Origin of the sequence: Ornithinimicrobium sp. INDO-MA30-4 (genome assembly GCF_021535045.1) — a bacterium.
Lineage (GTDB): Bacteria > Actinomycetota > Actinomycetes > Actinomycetales > Dermatophilaceae > Ornithinicoccus.
Map to the genome: position 1 here is coordinate 820,793 of NZ_CP091056.1, position 18,385 is coordinate 839,177.

The 18,385-nt window shown below is 62.5% G+C and carries 25 protein-coding genes and 5 pseudogenes; 3 read left to right on the top strand and 27 right to left on the bottom strand.

Annotated elements, in window-relative coordinates; all coding sequences use genetic code 11:
• Window positions 1-15: 15 nt before the first annotated feature.
• The 19 genes and pseudogenes from L0A91_RS18370 to L0A91_RS04830 form a co-directional block, all read right to left on the bottom strand.
• Window positions 16-147 (bottom strand): hypothetical protein, encoded by a 132-nt coding sequence (locus L0A91_RS18370; RefSeq protein ID WP_311198011.1) that lies wholly within the window; start codon window positions 145-147, stop codon window positions 16-18.
• On the bottom strand, window positions 144-434 hold the full coding sequence (locus L0A91_RS18375) for a phosphoribosyltransferase family protein (RefSeq protein WP_311198012.1): 291 nt from the start codon (window positions 432-434) through the stop codon (window positions 144-146). Before L0A91_RS18375 ends, L0A91_RS18370 begins: the two co-directional genes overlap by 4 nt.
• Entirely contained in the window at window positions 431-1,606 is a 1,176-nt protein-coding gene (gene secF / locus L0A91_RS04745; protein WP_235246050.1) for a protein translocase subunit SecF, read from the bottom strand. The genes L0A91_RS18375 and secF overlap by 4 nt, the downstream gene beginning before the upstream one ends.
• Window positions 1,606-2,391 carry a preprotein translocase subunit SecD gene (secD, locus tag L0A91_RS04750; protein ID WP_235246051.1) on the bottom strand — a complete coding sequence of 262 codons (786 nt, stop codon included), beginning with the start codon at window positions 2,389-2,391 and terminating at the stop codon, window positions 1,606-1,608. The genes secF and secD overlap by 1 nt, the downstream gene beginning before the upstream one ends.
• A complete protein-coding gene (locus L0A91_RS04755) occupies window positions 2,388-3,386 on the bottom strand; it encodes a SecDF P1 head subdomain-containing protein (RefSeq protein WP_235246052.1) in 999 nt (332 codons plus the stop codon). Before L0A91_RS04755 ends, secD begins: the two co-directional genes overlap by 4 nt.
• A 7-nt stretch (window positions 3,387-3,393) precedes the next feature.
• Window positions 3,394-3,711, bottom strand: coding sequence for a preprotein translocase subunit YajC (yajC, locus tag L0A91_RS04760; protein WP_235246053.1), 318 nt, complete (start codon window positions 3,709-3,711; stop codon window positions 3,394-3,396).
• Between the two features lie 127 nt (window positions 3,712-3,838).
• A pseudogene (ruvB, locus tag L0A91_RS04765) lies at window positions 3,839-4,922 on the bottom strand (Holliday junction branch migration DNA helicase RuvB).
• Window positions 4,919-5,155 carry a hypothetical protein gene (locus tag L0A91_RS18380; protein ID WP_311198013.1) on the bottom strand — a complete coding sequence of 79 codons (237 nt, stop codon included), beginning with the start codon at window positions 5,153-5,155 and terminating at the stop codon, window positions 4,919-4,921. The pseudogene ruvB and the gene L0A91_RS18380 overlap by 4 nt, the downstream one beginning before the upstream one ends.
• Window positions 5,156-5,193: 38 nt before the next feature.
• A complete protein-coding gene (locus L0A91_RS18385) occupies window positions 5,194-5,445 on the bottom strand; it encodes an OB-fold domain-containing protein (protein ID WP_311198139.1) in 252 nt (83 codons plus the stop codon).
• Complete coding sequence (gene ruvC / locus L0A91_RS18390; protein ID WP_311198014.1) at window positions 5,370-6,218, bottom strand: crossover junction endodeoxyribonuclease RuvC; 849 nt, start codon at window positions 6,216-6,218, stop codon at window positions 5,370-5,372. Before ruvC ends, L0A91_RS18385 begins: the two co-directional genes overlap by 76 nt.
• 68 nt (window positions 6,219-6,286) lie before the next feature.
• A pseudogene (locus L0A91_RS04780) lies at window positions 6,287-7,056 on the bottom strand (YebC/PmpR family DNA-binding transcriptional regulator).
• A gap of 71 nt (window positions 7,057-7,127) precedes the next feature.
• Window positions 7,128-7,739, bottom strand: a complete 612-nt coding sequence (gene pdxT, locus L0A91_RS04785) for a pyridoxal 5'-phosphate synthase glutaminase subunit PdxT (protein WP_235246054.1) — start codon at window positions 7,737-7,739, stop codon at window positions 7,128-7,130.
• Window positions 7,733-8,581 (bottom strand): pyridoxal 5'-phosphate synthase lyase subunit PdxS, encoded by an 849-nt coding sequence (gene pdxS, locus L0A91_RS04790; RefSeq protein ID WP_235246055.1) that lies wholly within the window; start codon window positions 8,579-8,581, stop codon window positions 7,733-7,735. The genes pdxT and pdxS overlap by 7 nt, the downstream gene beginning before the upstream one ends.
• A 130-nt stretch (window positions 8,582-8,711) precedes the next feature.
• Window positions 8,712-8,876, bottom strand: a complete 165-nt coding sequence (locus tag L0A91_RS04795; protein ID WP_235246057.1) for a hypothetical protein — start codon at window positions 8,874-8,876, stop codon at window positions 8,712-8,714.
• Window positions 8,873-9,328 carry a hypothetical protein gene (locus L0A91_RS04800; protein ID WP_235246058.1) on the bottom strand — a complete coding sequence of 152 codons (456 nt, stop codon included), beginning with the start codon at window positions 9,326-9,328 and terminating at the stop codon, window positions 8,873-8,875. Before L0A91_RS04800 ends, L0A91_RS04795 begins: the two co-directional genes overlap by 4 nt.
• 29 nt (window positions 9,329-9,357) lie before the next feature.
• Window positions 9,358-10,236 (bottom strand): glycosyltransferase family 4 protein, encoded by an 879-nt coding sequence (locus tag L0A91_RS19575; protein ID WP_397333848.1) that lies wholly within the window; start codon window positions 10,234-10,236, stop codon window positions 9,358-9,360.
• A gap of 220 nt (window positions 10,237-10,456) precedes the next feature.
• Window positions 10,457-11,281 carry a phosphatidylinositol mannoside acyltransferase gene (locus tag L0A91_RS04820; RefSeq protein ID WP_235246059.1) on the bottom strand — a complete coding sequence of 275 codons (825 nt, stop codon included), beginning with the start codon at window positions 11,279-11,281 and terminating at the stop codon, window positions 10,457-10,459.
• On the bottom strand, window positions 11,278-11,889 hold the full coding sequence (pgsA, locus tag L0A91_RS04825; RefSeq protein ID WP_235246060.1) for a phosphatidylinositol phosphate synthase: 612 nt from the start codon (window positions 11,887-11,889) through the stop codon (window positions 11,278-11,280). Before pgsA ends, L0A91_RS04820 begins: the two co-directional genes overlap by 4 nt.
• Window positions 11,883-12,445, bottom strand: a pseudogene (locus tag L0A91_RS04830) (HIT family protein). The gene pgsA and the pseudogene L0A91_RS04830 overlap by 7 nt, the downstream one beginning before the upstream one ends.
• Window positions 12,446-12,498: 53 nt before the next feature.
• Between L0A91_RS04830 and L0A91_RS04835 the strand changes: the two are divergent.
• A pseudogene (locus tag L0A91_RS04835) lies at window positions 12,499-12,929 on the top strand (nitroreductase family deazaflavin-dependent oxidoreductase).
• Between the two features lie 18 nt (window positions 12,930-12,947).
• Here L0A91_RS04835 and L0A91_RS04840 read toward each other — a convergent pair.
• The 6 genes and pseudogenes from L0A91_RS04840 to L0A91_RS04855 form a co-directional block, all read right to left on the bottom strand.
• Window positions 12,948-13,262, bottom strand: coding sequence for a hypothetical protein (locus L0A91_RS04840; RefSeq protein ID WP_235246061.1), 315 nt, complete (start codon window positions 13,260-13,262; stop codon window positions 12,948-12,950).
• A gap of 134 nt (window positions 13,263-13,396) precedes the next feature.
• Window positions 13,397-14,407, bottom strand: a pseudogene (locus L0A91_RS19580) (aminoacyl--tRNA ligase-related protein).
• A complete protein-coding gene (locus L0A91_RS19585) occupies window positions 14,317-14,967 on the bottom strand; it encodes a hypothetical protein (RefSeq protein ID WP_397333797.1) in 651 nt (216 codons plus the stop codon). The pseudogene L0A91_RS19580 and the gene L0A91_RS19585 overlap by 91 nt, the downstream one beginning before the upstream one ends.
• Window positions 14,937-15,398, bottom strand: coding sequence for a hypothetical protein (locus L0A91_RS19590; protein WP_397333798.1), 462 nt, complete (start codon window positions 15,396-15,398; stop codon window positions 14,937-14,939). Before L0A91_RS19590 ends, L0A91_RS19585 begins: the two co-directional genes overlap by 31 nt.
• Window positions 15,391-15,873 carry a type II toxin-antitoxin system VapC family toxin gene (locus L0A91_RS04850; RefSeq protein ID WP_311198016.1) on the bottom strand — a complete coding sequence of 161 codons (483 nt, stop codon included), beginning with the start codon at window positions 15,871-15,873 and terminating at the stop codon, window positions 15,391-15,393. The genes L0A91_RS19590 and L0A91_RS04850 overlap by 8 nt, the downstream gene beginning before the upstream one ends.
• Window positions 15,870-16,145, bottom strand: a complete 276-nt coding sequence (locus L0A91_RS04855) for a type II toxin-antitoxin system VapB family antitoxin (RefSeq protein WP_235246062.1) — start codon at window positions 16,143-16,145, stop codon at window positions 15,870-15,872. Before L0A91_RS04855 ends, L0A91_RS04850 begins: the two co-directional genes overlap by 4 nt.
• Before the next feature lie 606 nt (window positions 16,146-16,751).
• Between L0A91_RS04855 and L0A91_RS04860 the strand changes: the two genes are divergently transcribed.
• The gene (locus tag L0A91_RS04860; RefSeq protein ID WP_235246064.1) at window positions 16,752-16,877 is read left to right on the top strand and encodes a hypothetical protein; all 126 of its coding nucleotides are present in this window, start codon (window positions 16,752-16,754) and stop codon (window positions 16,875-16,877) included.
• 5 nt (window positions 16,878-16,882) lie between these two features.
• Entirely contained in the window at window positions 16,883-17,551 is a 669-nt protein-coding gene (locus L0A91_RS04865; protein ID WP_235246065.1) for a hypothetical protein, read from the top strand.
• 4 nt (window positions 17,552-17,555) lie between these two features.
• Here L0A91_RS04865 and L0A91_RS04870 read toward each other — a convergent pair whose 3' ends face one another.
• Together L0A91_RS04870 and L0A91_RS04875 are read right to left on the bottom strand one after the other, a co-directional pair.
• The gene (locus tag L0A91_RS04870) at window positions 17,556-17,699 is read right to left on the bottom strand and encodes a hypothetical protein (protein ID WP_235246066.1); all 144 of its coding nucleotides are present in this window, start codon (window positions 17,697-17,699) and stop codon (window positions 17,556-17,558) included.
• A gap of 339 nt (window positions 17,700-18,038) precedes the next feature.
• Window positions 18,039-18,335, bottom strand: coding sequence for a hypothetical protein (locus L0A91_RS04875; RefSeq protein WP_235246067.1), 297 nt, complete (start codon window positions 18,333-18,335; stop codon window positions 18,039-18,041).
• Between the last annotated feature and the right edge of the window lie 50 nt (window positions 18,336-18,385).

Genomic DNA, 18,385 nt, shown 5'->3' on the forward strand with positions numbered 1-18,385 from the left:
CCTGCGCTGCAGCAATCAACTCGGCCGCTGCGCAAGCAGTCCGCCGGTGGCGAGCACATCATCAATGAGCAAGGCGCGGGTGCCTGGCTCGATGGCGTCCTTGTGCATCTCCACCACGGCAGATCCGTACTCCAGTTCGTAACTCACTGGAAGCACTCGGCCGGCAACTTGCCAGCCTTGCGGATGGGGATGAACGGCACACCCAACTGGTGAGCCATGACTGAGCCGAAGATAAAACCGCGAGCCTCGATACCGACGACAACATCTACTTCGCCCCGGCGGCGATCAACCACGTCAGCAACAACCCGAGCACTAAGCTCTGGATTTGCCAGCAAAGGGGTGAAGTCCTTGAAGACCACGCCCTCCTCCGGGAAGTCGGGGATATCGCGCAGCGCGTCGCTGACGTCGCGGGCTAGCTCTTCACGGTTGCTCATCGTCGTGATCTCCGGGTTCGCTTCGGTTGATTGCGCGGTCCCCGCTCCGCGTAGGGGTGAACGGTGCGACCGGCAACGGATTCCCGTGTCGCACTGGTGTTTTCGTTGCCACCCTGGGTTGCGGCATCCGCGTCGTCATCAACGTCATGAACGTCATCGTCGTCTGCATCATCACTCTGCTCAACCACTGGAGCGGACTTCTCCCGCTTGGCGACGCCCTTGGCTAAGGCCTTCATCTCCGGCTCAGACTCACGCAAGTGCACCAGCAAAGGCGTGGCGATAAAGATCGAGGAGAATGTTCCGATCGCGATACCGATCAACAGGGCAATCGCGAGGTCAAGCAAGGTGCCCGGACCGATAAACAGGATGCCAATCACCACGATGGTGGCGACGGGCAGCAGCGCCACAACAGAGGTATTGATCGAGCGCACCAACGTTTGGTTGACCGCCAGATTGGCGCCCTCGGCATACGTCATCCGCTTGCTGGAGATCGCATAGTCGGTGTTTTCCTTGACCTTGTCGAACACCACGATCGTGTCGTAGATCGAGTAACCAAGGATGGTCAGGAAGCCGATCATGGAGGCCGGTGAGACCTCAATGCCCAAAAGCGCATAGGTGCCGACGGTGAAGACAACGTCGTGCAGCAGAGCGACCATCGCGGCAGCAGCCATCTTCCAGGTGCGGAAGTAGAGGGCCAACACGATCGAGACCAGCACCAGGAAGGCAACCAAAGCCTGCAGCGCCTTATTGGTGACGGTCTGGCCCCACGACGGGCCAACGAACGAACTCGTCACCTCGGAGGCTTCAACACCAAAAGCGTCCGCCAGATCAACGCGTGCCTCTTCAGCGACGTCGTTGGTCAATTGGCCAGTCTGCAGGCGGACGGTGTCGTTGCCGACTAGGGTCACCGATGCGACGGCGTCGGGCGAGGCCTTAGCCAATGCCTCGGAAGCGCGGTCGTCGTAGTTATCGAGGATATTCACCGACGAGATTCGGAACTCCGAGCCACCGCTGAACTCAATGCCGAAGTTCAAGCCGCGGCCAAAGAGACCGATCAGCGAGAGCACGATCAGCACCGCGGAGGTGATGTACCAAACCCTGCGCTTACCGACGATGTCGAAAGAGCGGCGGCCCGAATAGAGGTCATTTCCCAATTCAGCAAAACTAGACATCAGACGATGCCTCCTTCGAGTTCTGCCCGAGAGGGGCCAGACTTCTTCGTCAGCGGCGGGGTGAACTTTCCGCGACCCAAGTAGGTCGAGCGCTTAGCACCCAACCGTTCTGGATCCATACCCGACCATCGGTGTCCCTCGCCGAAGAACTTGGTGTTGGCCAAGATGCTGACGACGGGGTGGGTGAACATCATGACCACGATCAAGTCGATCACGGTGGTGAGGCCAAGAGCGAAGGCGAACGACTTCACGCTGGACTCGGACAGGAAGTACAGCACTGCGGCCGCGATCAGGTTCACCGCATCCGAGATCAGAATCGTGCGGCGAGCACGCTCCCAACCAGTGTCAACAGCGAAGCGCAACGGTCGGCCGGCGCGGACCTCGTCTCTGATTCGCTCGAAGTAGACGATGAAGCTGTCCGCCGTAATACCGATGGCCACGATCAAACCAGTCACTCCAGCCATCGTGAGGCGGAAGTTGCTCGACCAACCCAAGAAGGTCACCGCGCCGTAGGCCATTAGCCCAGCGACGACGAGTGAACCGATTGTCACCAACCCGAGTGCTCGGTATTGGATCACGGAGTAGAAGAACACCAACAGCAAACCGATAACGCCGGCGATGATGCCAATGCGTAGTTGCTCGCCGCCCAAGGTCGGTGAAATCTGCTCGCTGGTGAGGGTTTCGAACGAGATGGGCAACGCACCGAACTTCAACTGATTGGCCAGGGTCTCAGCCTCGACGATGTCAAAGTCACCGGTGATGCTCGCGGTGCCTGTGCTGATCACTTTTGGGTTGCCGGGGCCGTGATGACGGCCCCATCCAGCAGGATGGCAAATCGGTTTTGGTCTTCGCCGGGAGCGAAGCCCATGAGCCGCTGGGTGATGCTGGAGAACGTCGAGGTGCCTTCGTCGTTGAATGTCAGTTGGACCTGGACCTGGCCGGTGGGGCCACCCTGGCCCTGCACGAGACCAGCGTTCGCATCGCTGACTTCACCACCGGTGAGCTCAACCGGGCCAAGAATGTACTTCTCGATGCCGTCATCGGAGCAGGCCACAATGGCCTGGTCCGAAGGAGCCGCAGCTACCGCGTCGCCTGAGTCTCCTGTGGTGCAGTCGAGGTCAATGAACTCTTCCTGCAGCTCAGGGGTGATTTGGTTCAGGTCTGAAGGGTTTTCCGTGCTGACCACATCAGGGGCAACGTCTGGGGCATCTGTTGTCGATGAAGTGTCGTCTTGCGCGCTGAGTGCTTCAGCGGGGTAAACGCCCTCCTCGGGTGCTGACGTGCTCGCGGCCTCGTCTGTCAACTGCTCCATTTCTTCGAGCAATCGCTCGTTTTCACTGGCTGGCAGCGGCAAGACTGGGGTGGGCTCTGGTGTGCCGGTGCCCAGTCCGGAGACTAGGACTGACCGGAAGCTCAACTGCGACGAGCGGCTCAACGAGTCCAACTGGTCAGCGGTCGGGGTGCCCGGGATTGCGACAGAAATGTTCGTGTCGCCTAGGCGTGAGACCTCGGCTTCGCCGACGCCGCCACCGTCAATGCGGCGACGAATGATGTCGACGGCTTGGTCAACCTGCTCTTCGCCCACTTCGGCCGAGCCTTCAACCACCGGCTCCAAAACAATCTGACGTCCACCAGCGAGGTCTAGACCAAGCAGCGGGGTCAGTTGGGCGGGGTCGGCGAACAGCCGTGCTGCGCCGATGCCACCAAAGAGGACGATCAAGATGGCGGCCAGGGCCGTCAGGGTGCGGACGGGTCCGCGGTTGCGAGGGTTCAGTGCCACGTGCTTCTCACTCGCCGGATTCGGAGTCGGGGGCTACATCCGCTTCGCTGTTGGGTCGCACGGAGTTCATGATCATTCGACGCTGCCAGCGCACGACCATGCCGGGTGCCAACTCGAGGAAGAGAATGTCCCCGTCTTCGCCCTTGATGGTGGCGTAGGCACCAGCGGCGGTGATGACCTCATCGCCGACCTTGAGTGCCTGTTGGTGGGCGGCCAACTTCTGTGCGCGGCGACGCTGCGAAAAGAAGAGGAAGCCCAAGAGCACGATTGGCACTAGCAGGATCAACAAGCTGCCCGTTCCACCCGTAGTGGTTGCAGCGGTCATGAGCGTCATAACAATCCTCGCGTTGTACTCTTCGGCACACCGAGAAGGCGTCGTCTTCCTGGCGCGTTTGCCCGTGCCGGGCCAAAGGGCAGTCTAGGTGAGGGCGGGACACCAACCAAAGACCGACTCAGTTCCCGAGCCGACCGCCTTGATTATCAAGGGGCAGGGAGTCCTGGCTGGCGCTACCTTGACCGCCCTTAGTCGGCCGCGGTGGGGTCAATCCCAAGTGTGTCCAGGCTGCTGGAGATGCGGCACGGCCCCTGGGTGTGCGGATCATGAAGCCTTCTCGCACTAAGAAGGGTTCGGCGACAGTCTCCACGGTGTCTGGCTCTTCACCCACGGCTACTGCCAGCGTGCTTAGACCCACCGGTCCTCCGCCAAACCTGCGACACAGCGCTTCAAGAACGGCCCGGTCAAGGCGGTCCAACCCTTGGTCATCGACATCGAACAGGGTCAGCGCGGCGTTGGCGGACTCCAGGTCAACGCTTTGTTTGCCATAGACCTGAGCCCAGTCCCGGACACGGCGCAGCAACCGGTTGGCTATTCGCGGGGTGCCCCGTGAGCGACTGGCGATGTGTTCGATTCCTTCGCGGTCAGCGTCGATCTCCAGCAGTCGTGCGTTTTTGGTCAGGATCGTGACGAGGTCTTCGGTTTTATAGAAGTCAAGGTGCCCCGTGAAGCCGAACCGGTCTCGCAGAGGGGCAGGCAAGAGACCTGAACGCGTGGTTGCCCCCACGACAGTGAATGGCGGCAATTCAAGGGTATGGCGGTGGCGCCCGGGCCTTTGCCGACGATCACGTCGACGCGGAAATCCTCCATCGCTAGATAGAGCATCTCTTCGGCGGGCCGCGCCATCCGGTGAATTTCATCCAGGAACAGCACCTCGCCCTCGGCTAGCGAGGACAAGATCGAAGCCAGATCGCCCGCATGCTGAATGGCTGGACCGCTGGTGATGCGGATCGGCTGCTCTAACTCAGCCGCGATGATCATGGCCAGCGTCGTCTTGCCCAGACCTGGCGGGCCCGAGAGCAACACGTGATCTGGCGGAGCCTGCCGGCGACGAGCGGCCTCAAGGACCAAGCTGAGTTGGTCACGCACTCGTGTCTGACCGGGAAATCTTCTAGGCGTCGCGGGCGCAACGCGCTTTCTATCCGGCGCTCCTCATCCCCCGCGTCGCTATCAACCAGGCGTTCTGGATCATCCGTGCTCATCGGCCCAACTCCTTCAGCGATGCGCGCAGAATCTCAGAGACCACGGTCGGACTGTCGGGCTGGCCGGTCACCTTCGCGACGGCGTCACCGGCCTGCTTCGTGCTCCAACCAAGTCCAACCAACGCCGACGTGACCTGCTCGACAACTGCGTCTTGGTTGACGGTGGCGGCCACCTCGGGGGCTTCGGCGGTGGCAGCAAACGCAGCCATCTTGTCGCGCAATTCGAGAATCATCCGCTCGGCACCCTTTTTGCCGATGCCAGGGACCTTGGTCAGAGGCGGACATCACCTTGGGACAACGCTCGGCGGACATCCGCTGGAGCCAGCACCGACAGCATTGCCATCGCCAACCGTGGCCCGACGCCAGACACTGTCTGAACCTGCTCAAACAGAGCCTTGCCGTCTGCGTCGCTGAAACCATAGAGAGTGAGTGACTCTTCGCGGACGATCAGCGTGGTGTGCAGAGCGGCGTGCTGGCCAGTGCGGTGCTCGGCGGCGATGGCTGGCGTCGTGAGGACGTGCAGGCCGACTCCCCGGTCTCCACGACGAGATGGTCGAGGCCAACGTGGGCGATGGTGCCGGCGAGGGTTGCGATCATCGAGGAGTCCTGGGTCTTGGCCGGCCCTAGTGGGCCAGCGTTTGGTGCCGGTGCGTCGTTGTTGTGCGTGCAGTTGGGCGAGTCGGTTGGGTGGGGCCGCTGCCGCTTGGCGTTCAGCCTGTTGCATTTTGGAACTGACGACGGCCTGATCGATCTTGGCCTGACCACCCGAGCGCCAATATGGCAAATGGCCAGCGCCAGGGCGTCAGCCGCATCAGCAGGTTTGGGAGCAACCTCAAGCTTGAGGATGCGCGTGACCATGTGGGTGACCTGAGCCTTTTCAGCGCGGCCGCTGCCCGTGACGGCGGCCTTCACTTCGGTCGGGGTATGCAGTTGCAACGGGAGACCAAGTCGCGCGGCAGCCAGCATAGGGACCGCCGAGGCTTGTGCAGTGCCCATGATGCCCTTGATGTTGGCTTTAGCGAACACTCGTTCCACCGCGACAGCATCGGGCTGATAGTCGTGCAGCCACTGGTCAATCTCGGTTTGCAGCGTCAATAAACGCTCTTGCGGATCATCTGTCACTGGTGTCCGGACGACACCGACCGCGACCATGCTGAGTTGTCGACCAGGGAAGCCTTCGACGACACCGAGCCCGCAACGCGTGAGGCCGGGGTCCACCCCAAGAACTCGCACGTTCGTCTCCTTGCCACCGATGAGGCCTCGACACACTGAGGGCATGCGTACATGTGTACGCATGCCCTCAGGTTACGGCTTAAAGCGGGCTGGCTCGTCGGCGACGCGCCGCCCCGGACTTCCGCAGGTGGTTACTCGTCGTTTTCCAGCTCAGCCATCACGTCTTCGGAGACGTCGCTGTTGGAGTAGACGTTCTGCACGTCGTCGCAGTCTTCGAGCGCGTCGATCACACGGATCATTTTGCGGGCTCCGTCAGCGTCCAACTCGACATTCATGCTTGGCACGAACGAAGCATCGGCCGACTCGTAGTCCAGGCCCGCTTCTTGAATTGCGGTACGCACGGCCAACATGTCTGCGGCTTCCGAGACGATTTCGAACGTGTCGCCCTGATCGTTGACATCTTCGGCGCCAGCGTCGAGCACGATCTCCAGGAGGCTGTCCTCGGTGATTTCGCCCTTCTCCTGGGCCTTGGCCACCGTGACAATGCCCTTGCGGTTAAACAAGTACGCGACCGAGCCGGAGTCAGCCATGGAGGCGCCGTTGCGGGTCAACGAGGTGCGGACCTCCATGACGGCACGGTTTTTATTGTCGGTCAGGCACTCGATGAGCAGGGCGACGCCACCGGGGGCATAGCCCTCGTAGGTCAGCGCCTCATAGCTGGCGCCGCCGGCTTCAGCACCGGAGCCGCGCTTGAGTGCGCGCTCAATGTTGTCGTTGGGGACGGATGACTTCTTGGCCTTCTGGACCGCGTCATACAGCGTCGGGTTGCCAGCCATGTCAGCGCCACCAGTGCGGGCGGCCACTTCAATGTTCTTGATCAGCTTGGCAAAGAGCTTGCCGCGCTTGGCGTCGATCGCGGCTTTCTTGTGCTTGGTGGTTGCCCACTAGAGTGTCCACTCATGCGCATCCCTTCCCTCTGTGGGTGGACCGCGCTGGGTCCACCGGTCATCGCTGGTGAGTCAGCGGCCCATCTTAGCGGGCGGCTGCGCTCACGATCGAAACGAAATGCTCGTGTATGCGGTCGTCCCCGGTGATTTCGGGGTGGAACGAGGTCGCCATCAGGTTGCCTTGACGCACCGCAACGATCCGGGTTTCGCCGTCGTAGTCAACGGTGGCCAGCGTCTCGACGTCGTCGCCAAGCTGCTCAACCCACGGCGCGCGAATAAAGACGGCTCGATACGGGCCACCTTCTTCGGGCAATCCGTTGACCTCAAGGTCGCTCTCAAACGAGCTGACTTGGCGGCCAAAGGCATTGCGGCGCACGGTGATGTCGAGCCCGCCGAAGGTTCGCTGCCCGCGGTGCGGGTCCACGATGTTGTCGGCGAGCATGATCATGCCGGCGCACGAGCCATACACCGGCAGTCCGTTAGCGATCGCGGTTTGGATTGGCTCGCGCAGTTCAAAGACGCGGCTGAGGCGATCGATGGTGGTCGACTCTCCGCCAGGCAAGATCAACCCGTCGAGCGATTCGATCTCACTGGCACGGCGGACCGAGACAGCCTCAGCTCCGAGACGAGTCAGCGCCGCCAGGTGCTCGCGGAAGTCACCTTGGACGGCGAGCACCCCAATGCGTGGCTTTACCAACCGCGCTCAGCCAACCGGTGGGGCTGCGGGATGTCGTCGACGTTGATGCCAACCATCGCTTCACCCAGACCACGCGACACGTTGGCGATGGTGTCCGGGTCGTCGTAGAACGTGGTGGCCTTGACGATCGCGGCAGCGCGCTGCTCGGGGTTGCCAGACTTGAAGATGCCTGATCCGACGAAGACGCCCTGGGCGCCCAACTGCATCATCATCGCTGCGTCGGCCGGGGTCGCGATGCCGCCGGCGGTGAACATGACGACGGGCAGGTAGCCGGTGCGAGCGACCTCAGCGACGAGCTCGTACGGTGCCTGCAGTTCCTTCGCGGCGACATACAACTCATCGGGGGCCATGCTGCTCAACCGGCGGATCTCGCCGCTGATGGTGCGCATGTGCATGGTGGCGTTGGAGACATCGCCGGTGCCGGCCTCACCCTTGGAGCGGATCATGGCCGCGCCTTCGGTGATGCGACGCAGTGCTTCGCCGAGGTTCGTCGCGCCACAGACGAAGGGAGCGTCGAAGGCCCACTTGTCGATGTGGTTCTTGTAGTCGGCTGGGGTCAAGACCTCAGACTCATCGATGTAGTCGACACCGAGGCTCTGCAAGACCTGGGCCTCGACGAAGTGGCCGATCCGCGCCTTGGCCATCACCGGGATCGAGACCGACTCGATGATGCTCTGGATCATGTCCGGGTCACTCATCCGCGAGACGCCGCCCTGTGCGCGGATGTCCGCGGGGACGCGCTCGAGTGCCATGACGGCAACGGCGCCAGCATCTTGAGCGATCTTGGCCTGCTCGGCGGTCACAACGTCCATGATGACTCCGCCTTTAAGCATGTCAGCCATGCCGCGCTTGACGCGGTCGGTGGCAACGTTGGCGGAGTTAGGGGGGTGGTCATCAAAGCCTTTCGAAGCGTGCGCTGAATGCAACGTTCTATGGTACGGCGCGGGTCTGTTGGTCAGGGACAGTGGCCGGTCAACTGAGCGTTTGGTCATCGAAGACAACAGCGGCAGGCATGGGGGTATGCCCGGCCAGGTGCAATAGCCGCACCGCTCTGCGGCGGCGAACGGTCAAGGTCTGGCCGATCGCTTCGTTGTGGAAACGCCGGGCTAGGGCAACCCGCTCCGCGGTAGCGCTCAACGCAGGGCTAGGAGTGTCAACAACCACGGCGAGCATGTGGGTGAGCTCAGATTCGGCATCGCAGCGTTCCTGCGTCCACTCCCCTGTTGCTGCAGAGCATGGGTGGCCGCGTCGAGCAACAACTCGGCGCTGGCCGGGTTGAGCTCACCGCTGTAGGCGTCTTCGACGGCGGCTTCGGCTCGGCGGACAACCTGGGCATCAAGGGCTGCCTCGGTGGCTTCATTGCGGGTATGCAGTCGGTCCAGCCGCACGGCCGTGAACGACAGCCACCAGCCCAGGGCCAACAGCAGGGCCAAAATCGCGACAATGGCCAGCCAGAGTTCAACGGAGCCCAAGACTGCGCCTGACTCTCTTGCGTCGGGCGACTGGCACATACCGAGTGACTTCAGCGCCATCGCCTCGGACGGAGTCATAGACAGCGACGATCCGCTCGCCCACTGGAGCCCAGTCATACTGTCTGGCTCGGTGCGGCCCTGCATCGCTAAGCGTTGGCGCTCGGCGGGGTCGCACCAGAGGTCATCGATCGCTGCGGCGAGGGCGTCGGAGTCACCATGGGGAAGGTCTGGCCACCGAGCGGTGGGTCCAAGACATCACCGAAGGCCACGAGGTCGCTGGCCATGATCGGGGCTCCCGCTGCTAGAGCTTCGGTGAGGATGATGCCGAAACTTTCGCCGCCGGTGTTGGGCGCGATGTAGATGTCGGTGCCAGCCAGCAGGGCTTCTTTGTCGTGCGCCGAGACGGGGCCGTGCAGACGGATCGAGTCTCGGACAGCGGGAGTCAGTCCGTGCAGGAATGTCTCGATCGCTCCTGGCCCTGCGATGTCGAGGCAAGCTGCTGGGTGCTGCGCCAAGATTGACGGCCACGCCTTGAGCAGCACTGCCAGTCCCTTGCGTGGCTCGGTGAATCGTCCCAGGAAGAGCACGTTGGGCCCACCGGTGCGGCGGACCTCTGCGTCCCGCAACCCGGTGAAGGGCGTGGTGTTCAATCCGTTGGGGATCACCACGCTGGGCCCGCCGAGTTGTTCGCTGACGGTGCGCGCAGCCTCTTCGGAGACGGCGATGCGCGCCGAGATTTTGTCCAGGCCCGGTTGCAGCATGGGGCCGGCCAGCCGCAATGCGCGTGACTTGATTTGCGAGGAGTGGAAGGTTGCGACAACGGGGCCGGTCACCGCCCAGAGTGCCAACAGGGACACGCTGGGGCTAGCGGGTTCGTGGATGTGCACGACATCAAAGCCACCCCGGTGACCCAGCGCCGAGTGCGCGCGGAAGCCAGCGGGCCAAAAGCGAGGCGGGCGACTGAGCCGTTGTAGCGGACGGACACCGTCCCACCAGCCGAGGTCACGCCCTCTGGCAAAGCTGATTCGTCATCGGCGGGTGCCAAAACGCTGACTTGGTGGCCGTGTCCGCGCAGCCAGTGGGCCAGCTCGAGGACGTGCTGCTGGACTCCGCCAGGCACGTCAATGGCGTAGGGGCTGACGAGTCCGACTCTCACGCTGTCCTCGACAAAGACGCGCTGCATCATGTGCCAGTCGTGGGTGTGCTCTCGCACGGCGGCACCAATGAAGTCGGCGCATTGTTGAGTCATCGCTTGGATGCGCTCGGTCTTAGTGCCCTCGCCTGGGTCAATAACCAGTGGCCCAAACTAATCACAATCCGGTATGCCGCCGGTCCGGGTAACAGGTCCTCACGCAGCTCGTAGTGCACTGAGGCCGCGCGCAAGGGTGCTCCGGTGGCAACAGCCAGCGCGGCCGGGCCTGCCGCCATCGCCGCGGTGCCGCCGAGGAAGTTGACGCGCACCCCTGAATCGGTGAGATCGCGATCGGCCAGCAATGGCACGAAGCCGCCCGCTTTGACCGTCGAGATCAACTCGCGAAAGACGCCTTCGCGACCGGTCAGCGGATAGATCGTCATGCCGAGCGCTTCGCGGAAGGCCACGAACTCTTGAAATAGCTCTTCAGGTTTGAGCCGCTCAGCGACCGTGGTGACCGGGGCCATGTGATTGGTGGCCCACCCGCCAGCGGTGTCCCAGTTGCCGAGGTGTCCGAGGAAGATGATGTGCCCGTCGCCTGCAGCCAGCGACTCACGGACTGACTCGTCGTTGACGGTGCGGACTCGCTGAGCCAGATCATCCGGGGTGCGGTCAGCCAAGCGAAAGGCGTCGCACCAATAGCGCAGATAGGAGGCGATGCCGTCAGAGACCATCCGTTCCAGGGCAGCAGAGGGCATCGAAGGGTGAACGCGGGCATAGTTGCCGCGCATTCGCTGCACATCGCGCCCATTGCGACGGGTGGTGATGCGCGCGCCGAGGTCGAAGGCGCCGTAGGCCAGGCGCTCGGGGGCTACCCGGACGAGTTTCCAACCGGCGCGAAAGGCTAGGAGCGACAGGCGCTCGCTGGTGCGACTCACCCGTCCATGCGCGTCTGCTCACGCACCTGCGCCATCCGCTGCCAGACCGTCAGCGAACTGGCTAGCGCGAGCGCAATCAGCGTGACCGTCAAGACCCACACCGGCAGGAACAATCCAACGAAACCGGTGGCAACCAAGACGATGACCAAACGATCAGCGCGCTCGGCGATGCCGCCGCTTGCCGTCATACCCAGGCCTTCTGCTCGTGCTTTGGCATAGCTCACAGTGAAGCCAAGGATCAGGCACAAGAGCGCGAGGTAGGCGGTGATGGGGTCGTCGCCACGGCCCATGAAATAGATGACCAGACCGCCAAAAATGGCTCCGTCGCCAACGCGGTCCATCGTGGAGTCCAGGAAGGCTCCCCAGCGCGAGGTGGTGCCCGCCAGGCGGGCCATCGTGCCGTCAATGAGATCGGTGAAGATGAAGCAGGTGATGAAGACGCTGCCCCACCAGAGGTATCCGAGCGGATAGAAGATCATTGCGCCGAGGACGACGCCGATGGTGCCAAACACGGTGACCATGTCGGGCGTGATGTTGTAGCGAAGGAAGAAGCGAGCCAGCGGGGTGAAGAGTCCGGTGAAGAAGGCGCGCGCGTATTTGTTCAGCATGCGCTCTCCCATACGTCGCTCAGTTGCTGTCTGACATCCTCGAGCAGCACTGGCAGCGCCTTGGTCTGACCAATGATCGGCAGGAAGTTCATGTCGCCACCCCATCGGGGAACAATGTGTTGGTGCAGGTGAGCGGCCACGCCAGCGCCCGCGACATCACCCTGGTTCATCCCGATATTGAAGCCCGCCGGGTTGCTGGAGGCTTTGAGTGCGCGCACGGCTTGCTAGTAAACGCGGTGAACTCAGCGGTCTCGTCGTCGTCCAAATCGATGTAGGCCGCGACGTGACGGTAGGGGACGATCAGCAGGTGCCCGGGGTTGTAGGGGAAGAGGTTGAGCACCACGTAGCAGTGCTCGCCGCGGTGCACGATGAGGCCGTCGGCGTCGCTCTTGAGTGGGGCCGCGCAAACGGGCAACCCTCCCTGCGTCCTTGGATGGCCGCTCGCCCTTGACGTAGGCCATCCGGTGCGGGTCCAGAGTCGCTCAAAGCCATCTGGGACTCCCACGAGGTCCTCAGCCGGTTCGGTGTTGTCGGAGTCCGCCTGCATGCCTGTCATCTTAAAGGGCGGGGAAGGAATAACCGCCCTCGAGAGTTGAACATCACATGGATATGGAAGACGAGATTTTGCCCGCATCGTCCTGGGTCCGCGACCAGTTGGCTGAGATTGACCGCACCGGCGACACCGCCAGCGTCGACATCCAAGGCCGCGACATCGTGGTGTATTCAATGCGTGGTCGCAAGACCGGGGCGTTGCGTCGGGTTCCGCTAATGCGCGTTGAGCACGACGGTTCGTATGCGGCGGTCGCCAGCAAGGGCGGGCACTCGAGCACCCCGAGTGGTTCCACAACCTCGTTGCTGACCCAGAAGTCACCGTGCAAGACGGTAAGCAGCACATCAAGGGGCGGGCGCGGATCGTTGAGGGCGAAGAGCGTGCGCAGTGGTGGGAGCGCTCGGTTGAGGCCTTTCCGACCTACGCAGAGTATGAGGCGAAGACTGAGGGCCTGCGTGAGATCCCGGTGTTTGTGATTGACCCGGTCTGAGTCGATGAGGTGTTTCGGCTAGCTCAGCCGAAACACCGTCACTTGGCTCGCCCATGCGCCGCTCGCATCCAGGACCTCTTGGGGCAGTTTGAGCGTGTTTGGCCATTGGCATCCGGCGTAGCCCAGGGCTTTGGCGTCGGCGGTGGCCCGCCGCAGCATCCCCAAGAGCGCGCCCGCCGAATTGTCGCGGGCAAAGATCGCCAGGATCTCAGCATGCGGCGGCTTGGCTGAGATAATCGGCAATATCGGCGGGAGCGACAGCGTTATCGTCCCTGCGTGCTGGCCCTCAACTTCGGCGACCCACTGGGCAACTGAGTCCCCGCGGCCAGCCACGCCCGCGCATACTCATCGAGAAAACCAGGCGCAGGTGCGGTTCCAGCCGCCCGCAGAGCCTGGGTATGCAGAGCGGCGGCCAGCAAGGACTCATCCCTGCTTAGCCGCCGCGCCCGCATGTTCATGCTTGGACTCTAGACCTGCACCCGGTCACGCACAGCCGTGACGATCTCATCGATCGATTCGGCGACGGGGACACCGTTGCGCTGCGTGCCGTCGCGATAGCGGAACGACACCGCGCCAGCCTCCATATCCTCTCCCCCAGCGATCAGCATGAACGGCACCTTGGATTTTTGCGCCGTGCGGATCTTTTGGGAAGCGCTCGTCGCTCGCGTCAACCTCAACGCGAATGCCGTGCTCACGCAGTTGCGCGGCGACACCGTCAAGGTATTCGACGAACGGCTCCGCGACCGGGATCGCGGTGACCGTGACCGGGGCCAACCAGGGTGGGAACGCTCCGGCGTAGTGCTCAACCAATACGCCGAAGAAGCGCTCAATCGAGCCAAACAGCGCGCGGTGGATCATGATCGGGCGCTGACGGGTGCCGTCGTTGGCCTGATATTCAAGGTCGAAACGCTCGGGCAGGTTGAAGTCCAACTGAATGGTCGACATCTGCCAGGTTCGACCAATCGCGTCACGGGCCTGCACCGAAATCTTGGGGCCATAGAACGCGGCACCGTTCGGGTCATCGACCAACTCCAGGCCAGACTCGGTGGCCACCCGGCGCAGCGTCTCAGTGGCTTCGTCCCAGACGTCGAGATCACCGACATACTTCTCCGGGTTGCGGGTCGAGAGCTCGAGGTAATAGTCGTCGAGGCCGTAGTCCGCCAGCAGCTGCAGCACAAAGCCCAGAAGGCTCTTGAGCTCAGACTCGACCTGATCGCGCGCAACATAGATGTGCGCGTCGTCTTGGTCATACCGCGCACTCGGGTCAGTCCGTGCACGACGCCAGACTTTTCGTAGCGATAGACCGAGCCAAACTCAAACATCCGCAGCGGCAACTCGCGGTAGGAGCGACCACGTGCGTCGAAGATCAAGCAGTGGAACGGGCAGTTCATCGGCTTGAGGTAGTAGTCCTGGCCGGCCTTGCGGACCTCGCCGGTCTCGGGGTCGCGCTCCTCATCCACGTGCATGGGCGGGAACATGCCATCGGCATACCAGTCGAGGTGGCCGAGGTCTCAAAGAGGTTGGACTTGGTGATGTGCGGGGAGTTCACGAACTCATAGCCAGCCTGCTCGTGCCGCTGCCGCGAATAGTCCTCCATCAACCGGCGCACGGTGCCGCCCTTGGGGTGGAAGACGGGCAGGCCCGAGCCCAACTGGTCGGGGAAGGAAAACAGGTCAAGCTCGACGCCCAACTTGCGGTGGTCGCGCTTTTCAGCCTCCGCAAGACGATCCAGGTATGCGGTCAGCTCGGGCTTCGTGGGCCATGCGGTGCCATAGATGCGCTGCAACTGCTTGTTGTTTTCGTTGCCGCGCCAATAGGCAGCGGCCGAGCGCATGATCTTGAAAGCGTTGCTGATCAACTTAGTGTTGGGCAAGTGCGGCCCGCGGCACAGGTCTGACCAGATGACATCGCCGGTGCGGCCCTTGTTGTCATACATCGTCAACTCAGCGCCACCAACCTCGACTGATGCGCCTTCGGCTGCTTCTTCGGCGCCGCCTTTGAGGGAGATCAGCTCCATCTTGTACGGCTCATCGGCCAACTCGACACGAGCCTCGTCGTCGCTGATCGCGCGACGGTGGAAGGTCTGGCCGGTGTTGATGATCTTTGCATGGCCTTTTCGAGGCGCTTCAGGTCATCGGGGGTAAAGGGCTCTTCGACGTCGAAGTCGTAGTAGAAGCCGTCACGGATGAACGGGCCAATGCCCAACTTCGCAGCCGGGAAAGTCTGCTGCACCGCTTGAGCCAAGACGTGCGCGGTCGAGTGACGCAACACGTTGAGGCCATCTTCAGACTCAATCGAGACACCCTCGACAACGTCGCCGTCGCTCAGCGGGGCGACCAGGTCAACGAGGTCACCGTTGCGGCGTGCGACCACGATCAACTTGTCATCGCTGAACAAGTCTGTGCTCGTCGTGCCCGCGTCCACCGATCGCTCTTGACCATCGACGGTGATGCGGATTAGTTCAGACACGACGTGAGCTCCTTGCATGGTGAAACAGGTGAGGTCTCAGCGTATGCCAAACGTGGTCTGCATCGACACCATCAGCCGTGCCTTCACGACGCCGAAGGCACCCCGCAGCCGCGAAGTCTTCGCCCTTAAACAGCAGTGGTTCGCCTGTCACTCGATGGAGGGCGTAGGCGAAACAGTCGCCGAGGTTCAGACCAGCGGAGTGGCCACTGCCTTTCCCGAAGTCGATGTACGCCTGCCGAGCGATCGTGTACTGCTCCTCATTAAAGGGGACCACCGCGATACTGGCCCCGCGCACCAAGTCATCGAGCTGGCGTCTCAGATGCACGGGGACTCGTTGACCTAACACGATGCTGGCCTCAAGCAAGGTAGCTGCGGACACTTTGGGTGCAGGGTCCTCCTCCAGCGCGTGCAGGAAGCGTGCCCTGTCACTTTCAGCGGTCACGATCGCCACGAGCGCAGAGCTGTCAACGATCACTTGGGCAACCCCAAGTCGTCATACATGTCCTCCTGTGCCGCCCGGATGCGCTCTCGATCTTCATCGGTCAGGCCAGCGTCGCAAGCCCGGACCACCTTCTCCATCGCTGCCCTGCGCTGGTGAGCCCAGGGGGCTTCCACGTCCGCACTCCCCAACTCAGCGAGGCGCCGAGCGACAGCATCTTCAACTGCGCTCGTCTGGCTCTGCCCGGTGCGGCGGGCCAGCTCGCGCACCAACTCGTGGGTGCGAGGGTTTTTGATGTTGAGGCTCATGGCACGAGTCTACCATCCTGCTTGGTAGAAAGGTAGACTCTAGCGAGATCTCCCTCCCGGGAGAAGCAGATGAGGTCTCAGCGCATGCCACGCGCGGTTCGCGGACGTAGTATCCGAGCAGCGGCCCCTCATTGAGTAGGGCCCCTTGGGTCAGGGGCCTGATATGTCGAAGAAGAGCGTGGCTATTGGGTCAATCGTCGCGCCACTGCTGGGGGCGGCCACCTGGATGATCTGGTGTGGTTTCGACACCACGTACTACCCCGAAGGTAGTGGTGCGCCTTCACGACCTGGCAGGTCGTGGGCTGTGGCATCACCTTCCTCGTGCTCACCGCTGCGCTCGCCTATCGTTACTCTTCAGCCCGCTCAAGTTCCTCACGTCACTGAGCGTGGGCTGTGCCTCAAGTATCGGTTTTTGGCTGGCCTGGACCATCCAGGCGGCGATGACCGATGACAGCGGCTTGTTTGCAGTCGGCGCACTTCTGTTGGCGCTCGGCCTGGGAATCGGCACGGCCGTGGGCGTCGCACTTGGGGTGGCGGCCAAGCAATCAGGTTTTTGACGCAAACGGTCAGGCCAGCGGGCATGACTCAGGCTGTTGGTACAGGGATGTGTCGAGCGCAATTGAGCAGCAATGCTCACTGCCAGCCAACAGCATCCGGGTGAGCGTTTTGCTGGAGACGGTGCACGCTGCATACCAAATGGAGGAGATCGTGCACGCACTGCGCGGCGGGTGACAGGGTTGACTGGCGGCCCGGTCGCTGAGGTGCCCAGTGGTCTGAATGACGACTCCAGCACGCGGGCGCAGCAACGGGTCCGCCGCGACAAGGCTCGCGAAGCCAGCGACGGTTTCTGTGGAGCCTGGGTGCTGCACCCGGCCCTGGTGCCGGTGGCGCGGGCGGCTTTCAGCATGACTTCGCTCGGGGGCCCTGAGAGTATGCAGCGGGACCGGCCGACGACCACGGCGCTGGTCGACCCGCAGCGGTTGGCCGACACGACTTCGCTGGTTGAAGCGCCGACGCTGTCGGGGCTGCGCGGCAACTTGCGGGTGTCGTTGCGCTACCTGACGGCCTGGTTTGAAGGCCAGGCTTCGATGGTGATCGATGGCCAGGTCGAAGACTTCGGCACCGTCGAGCTAGCCCGGCTGCAGATGTGGCAGTGGGCGCATCACCAGGTGCGGCTGGCCGAGGGTCTGACCGTTTCTGAACGGTTGGTTGACCGATTGATGAATGAAGAAGTCTCGATGTTGCTCCGGCGCCAACCTGCGGCACGGGAACGGATCGAGCTGGCCGCGCAGCTGTTGCGTGAAGCGGTCGGGCCAGGTGAACCACCGGCGTTCATCTCAAGCAGGGCGTATGCAGCGCTGATGGGTGAGCAGGTTAGCCCGGTGGCCGAGCAGTCGGCTGCTTAGGCGATCAGAAGCCGGGCGGGACCACAAAGGTTTCGTCCGGCTTCGGCGCGAACAACAGGGCTTCCGGCGCGTGGGTGGCATAGTGCGTCGGCATCGCGCAGCGAGCCCAGGTAATCGCGCGTTCGTCGCCAGCGGGCAGGTCTGCCATGTGTCGAACAACTCGGTGTCCCCGCGAACCAGACCACCAAGTCGTTGCTACGGATCAAGAACCCATTGGCGGCGTTGGGCCGGTACGGCATCTTGCGGCCCTGGTGAATCGCGTCGACCAACAACACCTCGAGGTATGTCTGGTCTGGCTTGCCGTGGACGTTCGGGTTTGGTGATGGAACCGGTCACCACCGGCTGGGTTCTGGGTCCGCTGCGTCGAGGCGGGGTGTTTGGCGAGCCAGCGACGGCTCGGCTCCCCCGTCAGGACCGCAGCTAGCTTTCGCAGTGAGGCTACTTCTGCATGGCCGCGGTGCAGGTGAGAGATAGCACACCGTCTGAATCAGCCCACCTTGAGCTCTTCCGCTGCGCTAATCAGTGCGTCCAAACGGTCCTCCCAACCAACAAGCTTTGCCGGGCGGGCGTTCTTCAAGACCGTCGCCTTCCGGGATGGGTGCATTACCTCATTGCGGAAGTCGCCCAGGCCCTTTGTTGCTTTCCGGAAGGAATGGCCCTTGTCCCGGAGTAGCTTCTTGTATGGCCCGACAGATGAGCAGAGGGCCAAAATATCGGTCAGGCTAGTACAGGAGATGTAGTCGATGAACTTGTCCTTGGACTGAAGGTCTTGAGCGACTTTCAAACAGCTCTCACGACGCGGCTCCGACAGAAACCCGATCGCGGCACTCTGGT

What these genes read in the sequence shown, in the direction of transcription:
- L0A91_RS04870 (WP_235246066.1), bottom strand. Translation starts at nt 17,699, where the DNA reads ATGGCAGACCTGCCCGCTGGCGACGAACGCGCGATTACCTGGGCTCGC.
- pdxS (WP_235246055.1), bottom strand. Translation starts at nt 8,581, where the DNA reads ATGGCTGACATGCTTAAAGGCGGAGTCATCATGGACGTTGTGACCGCC.
- secF (WP_235246050.1), bottom strand. Translation starts at nt 1,606, where the DNA reads ATGTCTAGTTTTGCTGAATTGGGAAATGACCTCTATTCGGGCCGCCGC.
- L0A91_RS18380 (WP_311198013.1), bottom strand. Translation starts at nt 5,155, where the DNA reads ATGATTCTCGAATTGCGCGACAAGATGGCTGCGTTTGCTGCCACCGCC.
- pgsA (WP_235246060.1), bottom strand. Translation starts at nt 11,889, where the DNA reads ATGCTGAACAAATACGCGCGCGCCTTCTTCACCGGACTCTTCACCCCG.
- ruvC (WP_311198014.1), bottom strand. Translation starts at nt 6,218, where the DNA reads ATGCGTACACATGTACGCATGCCCTCAGTGTGTCGAGGCCTCATCGGT.
- L0A91_RS04855 (WP_235246062.1), bottom strand. Translation starts at nt 16,145, where the DNA reads ATGAGCCTCAACATCAAAAACCCTCGCACCCACGAGTTGGTGCGCGAG.
- L0A91_RS18375 (WP_311198012.1), bottom strand. Translation starts at nt 434, where the DNA reads ATGAGCAACCGTGAAGAGCTAGCCCGCGACGTCAGCGACGCGCTGCGC.
- yajC (WP_235246053.1), bottom strand. Translation starts at nt 3,711, where the DNA reads ATGACCGCTGCAACCACTACGGGTGGAACGGGCAGCTTGTTGATCCTG.
- L0A91_RS04800 (WP_235246058.1), bottom strand. Translation starts at nt 9,328, where the DNA reads ATGACTGGGCTCCAGTGGGCGAGCGGATCGTCGCTGTCTATGACTCCG.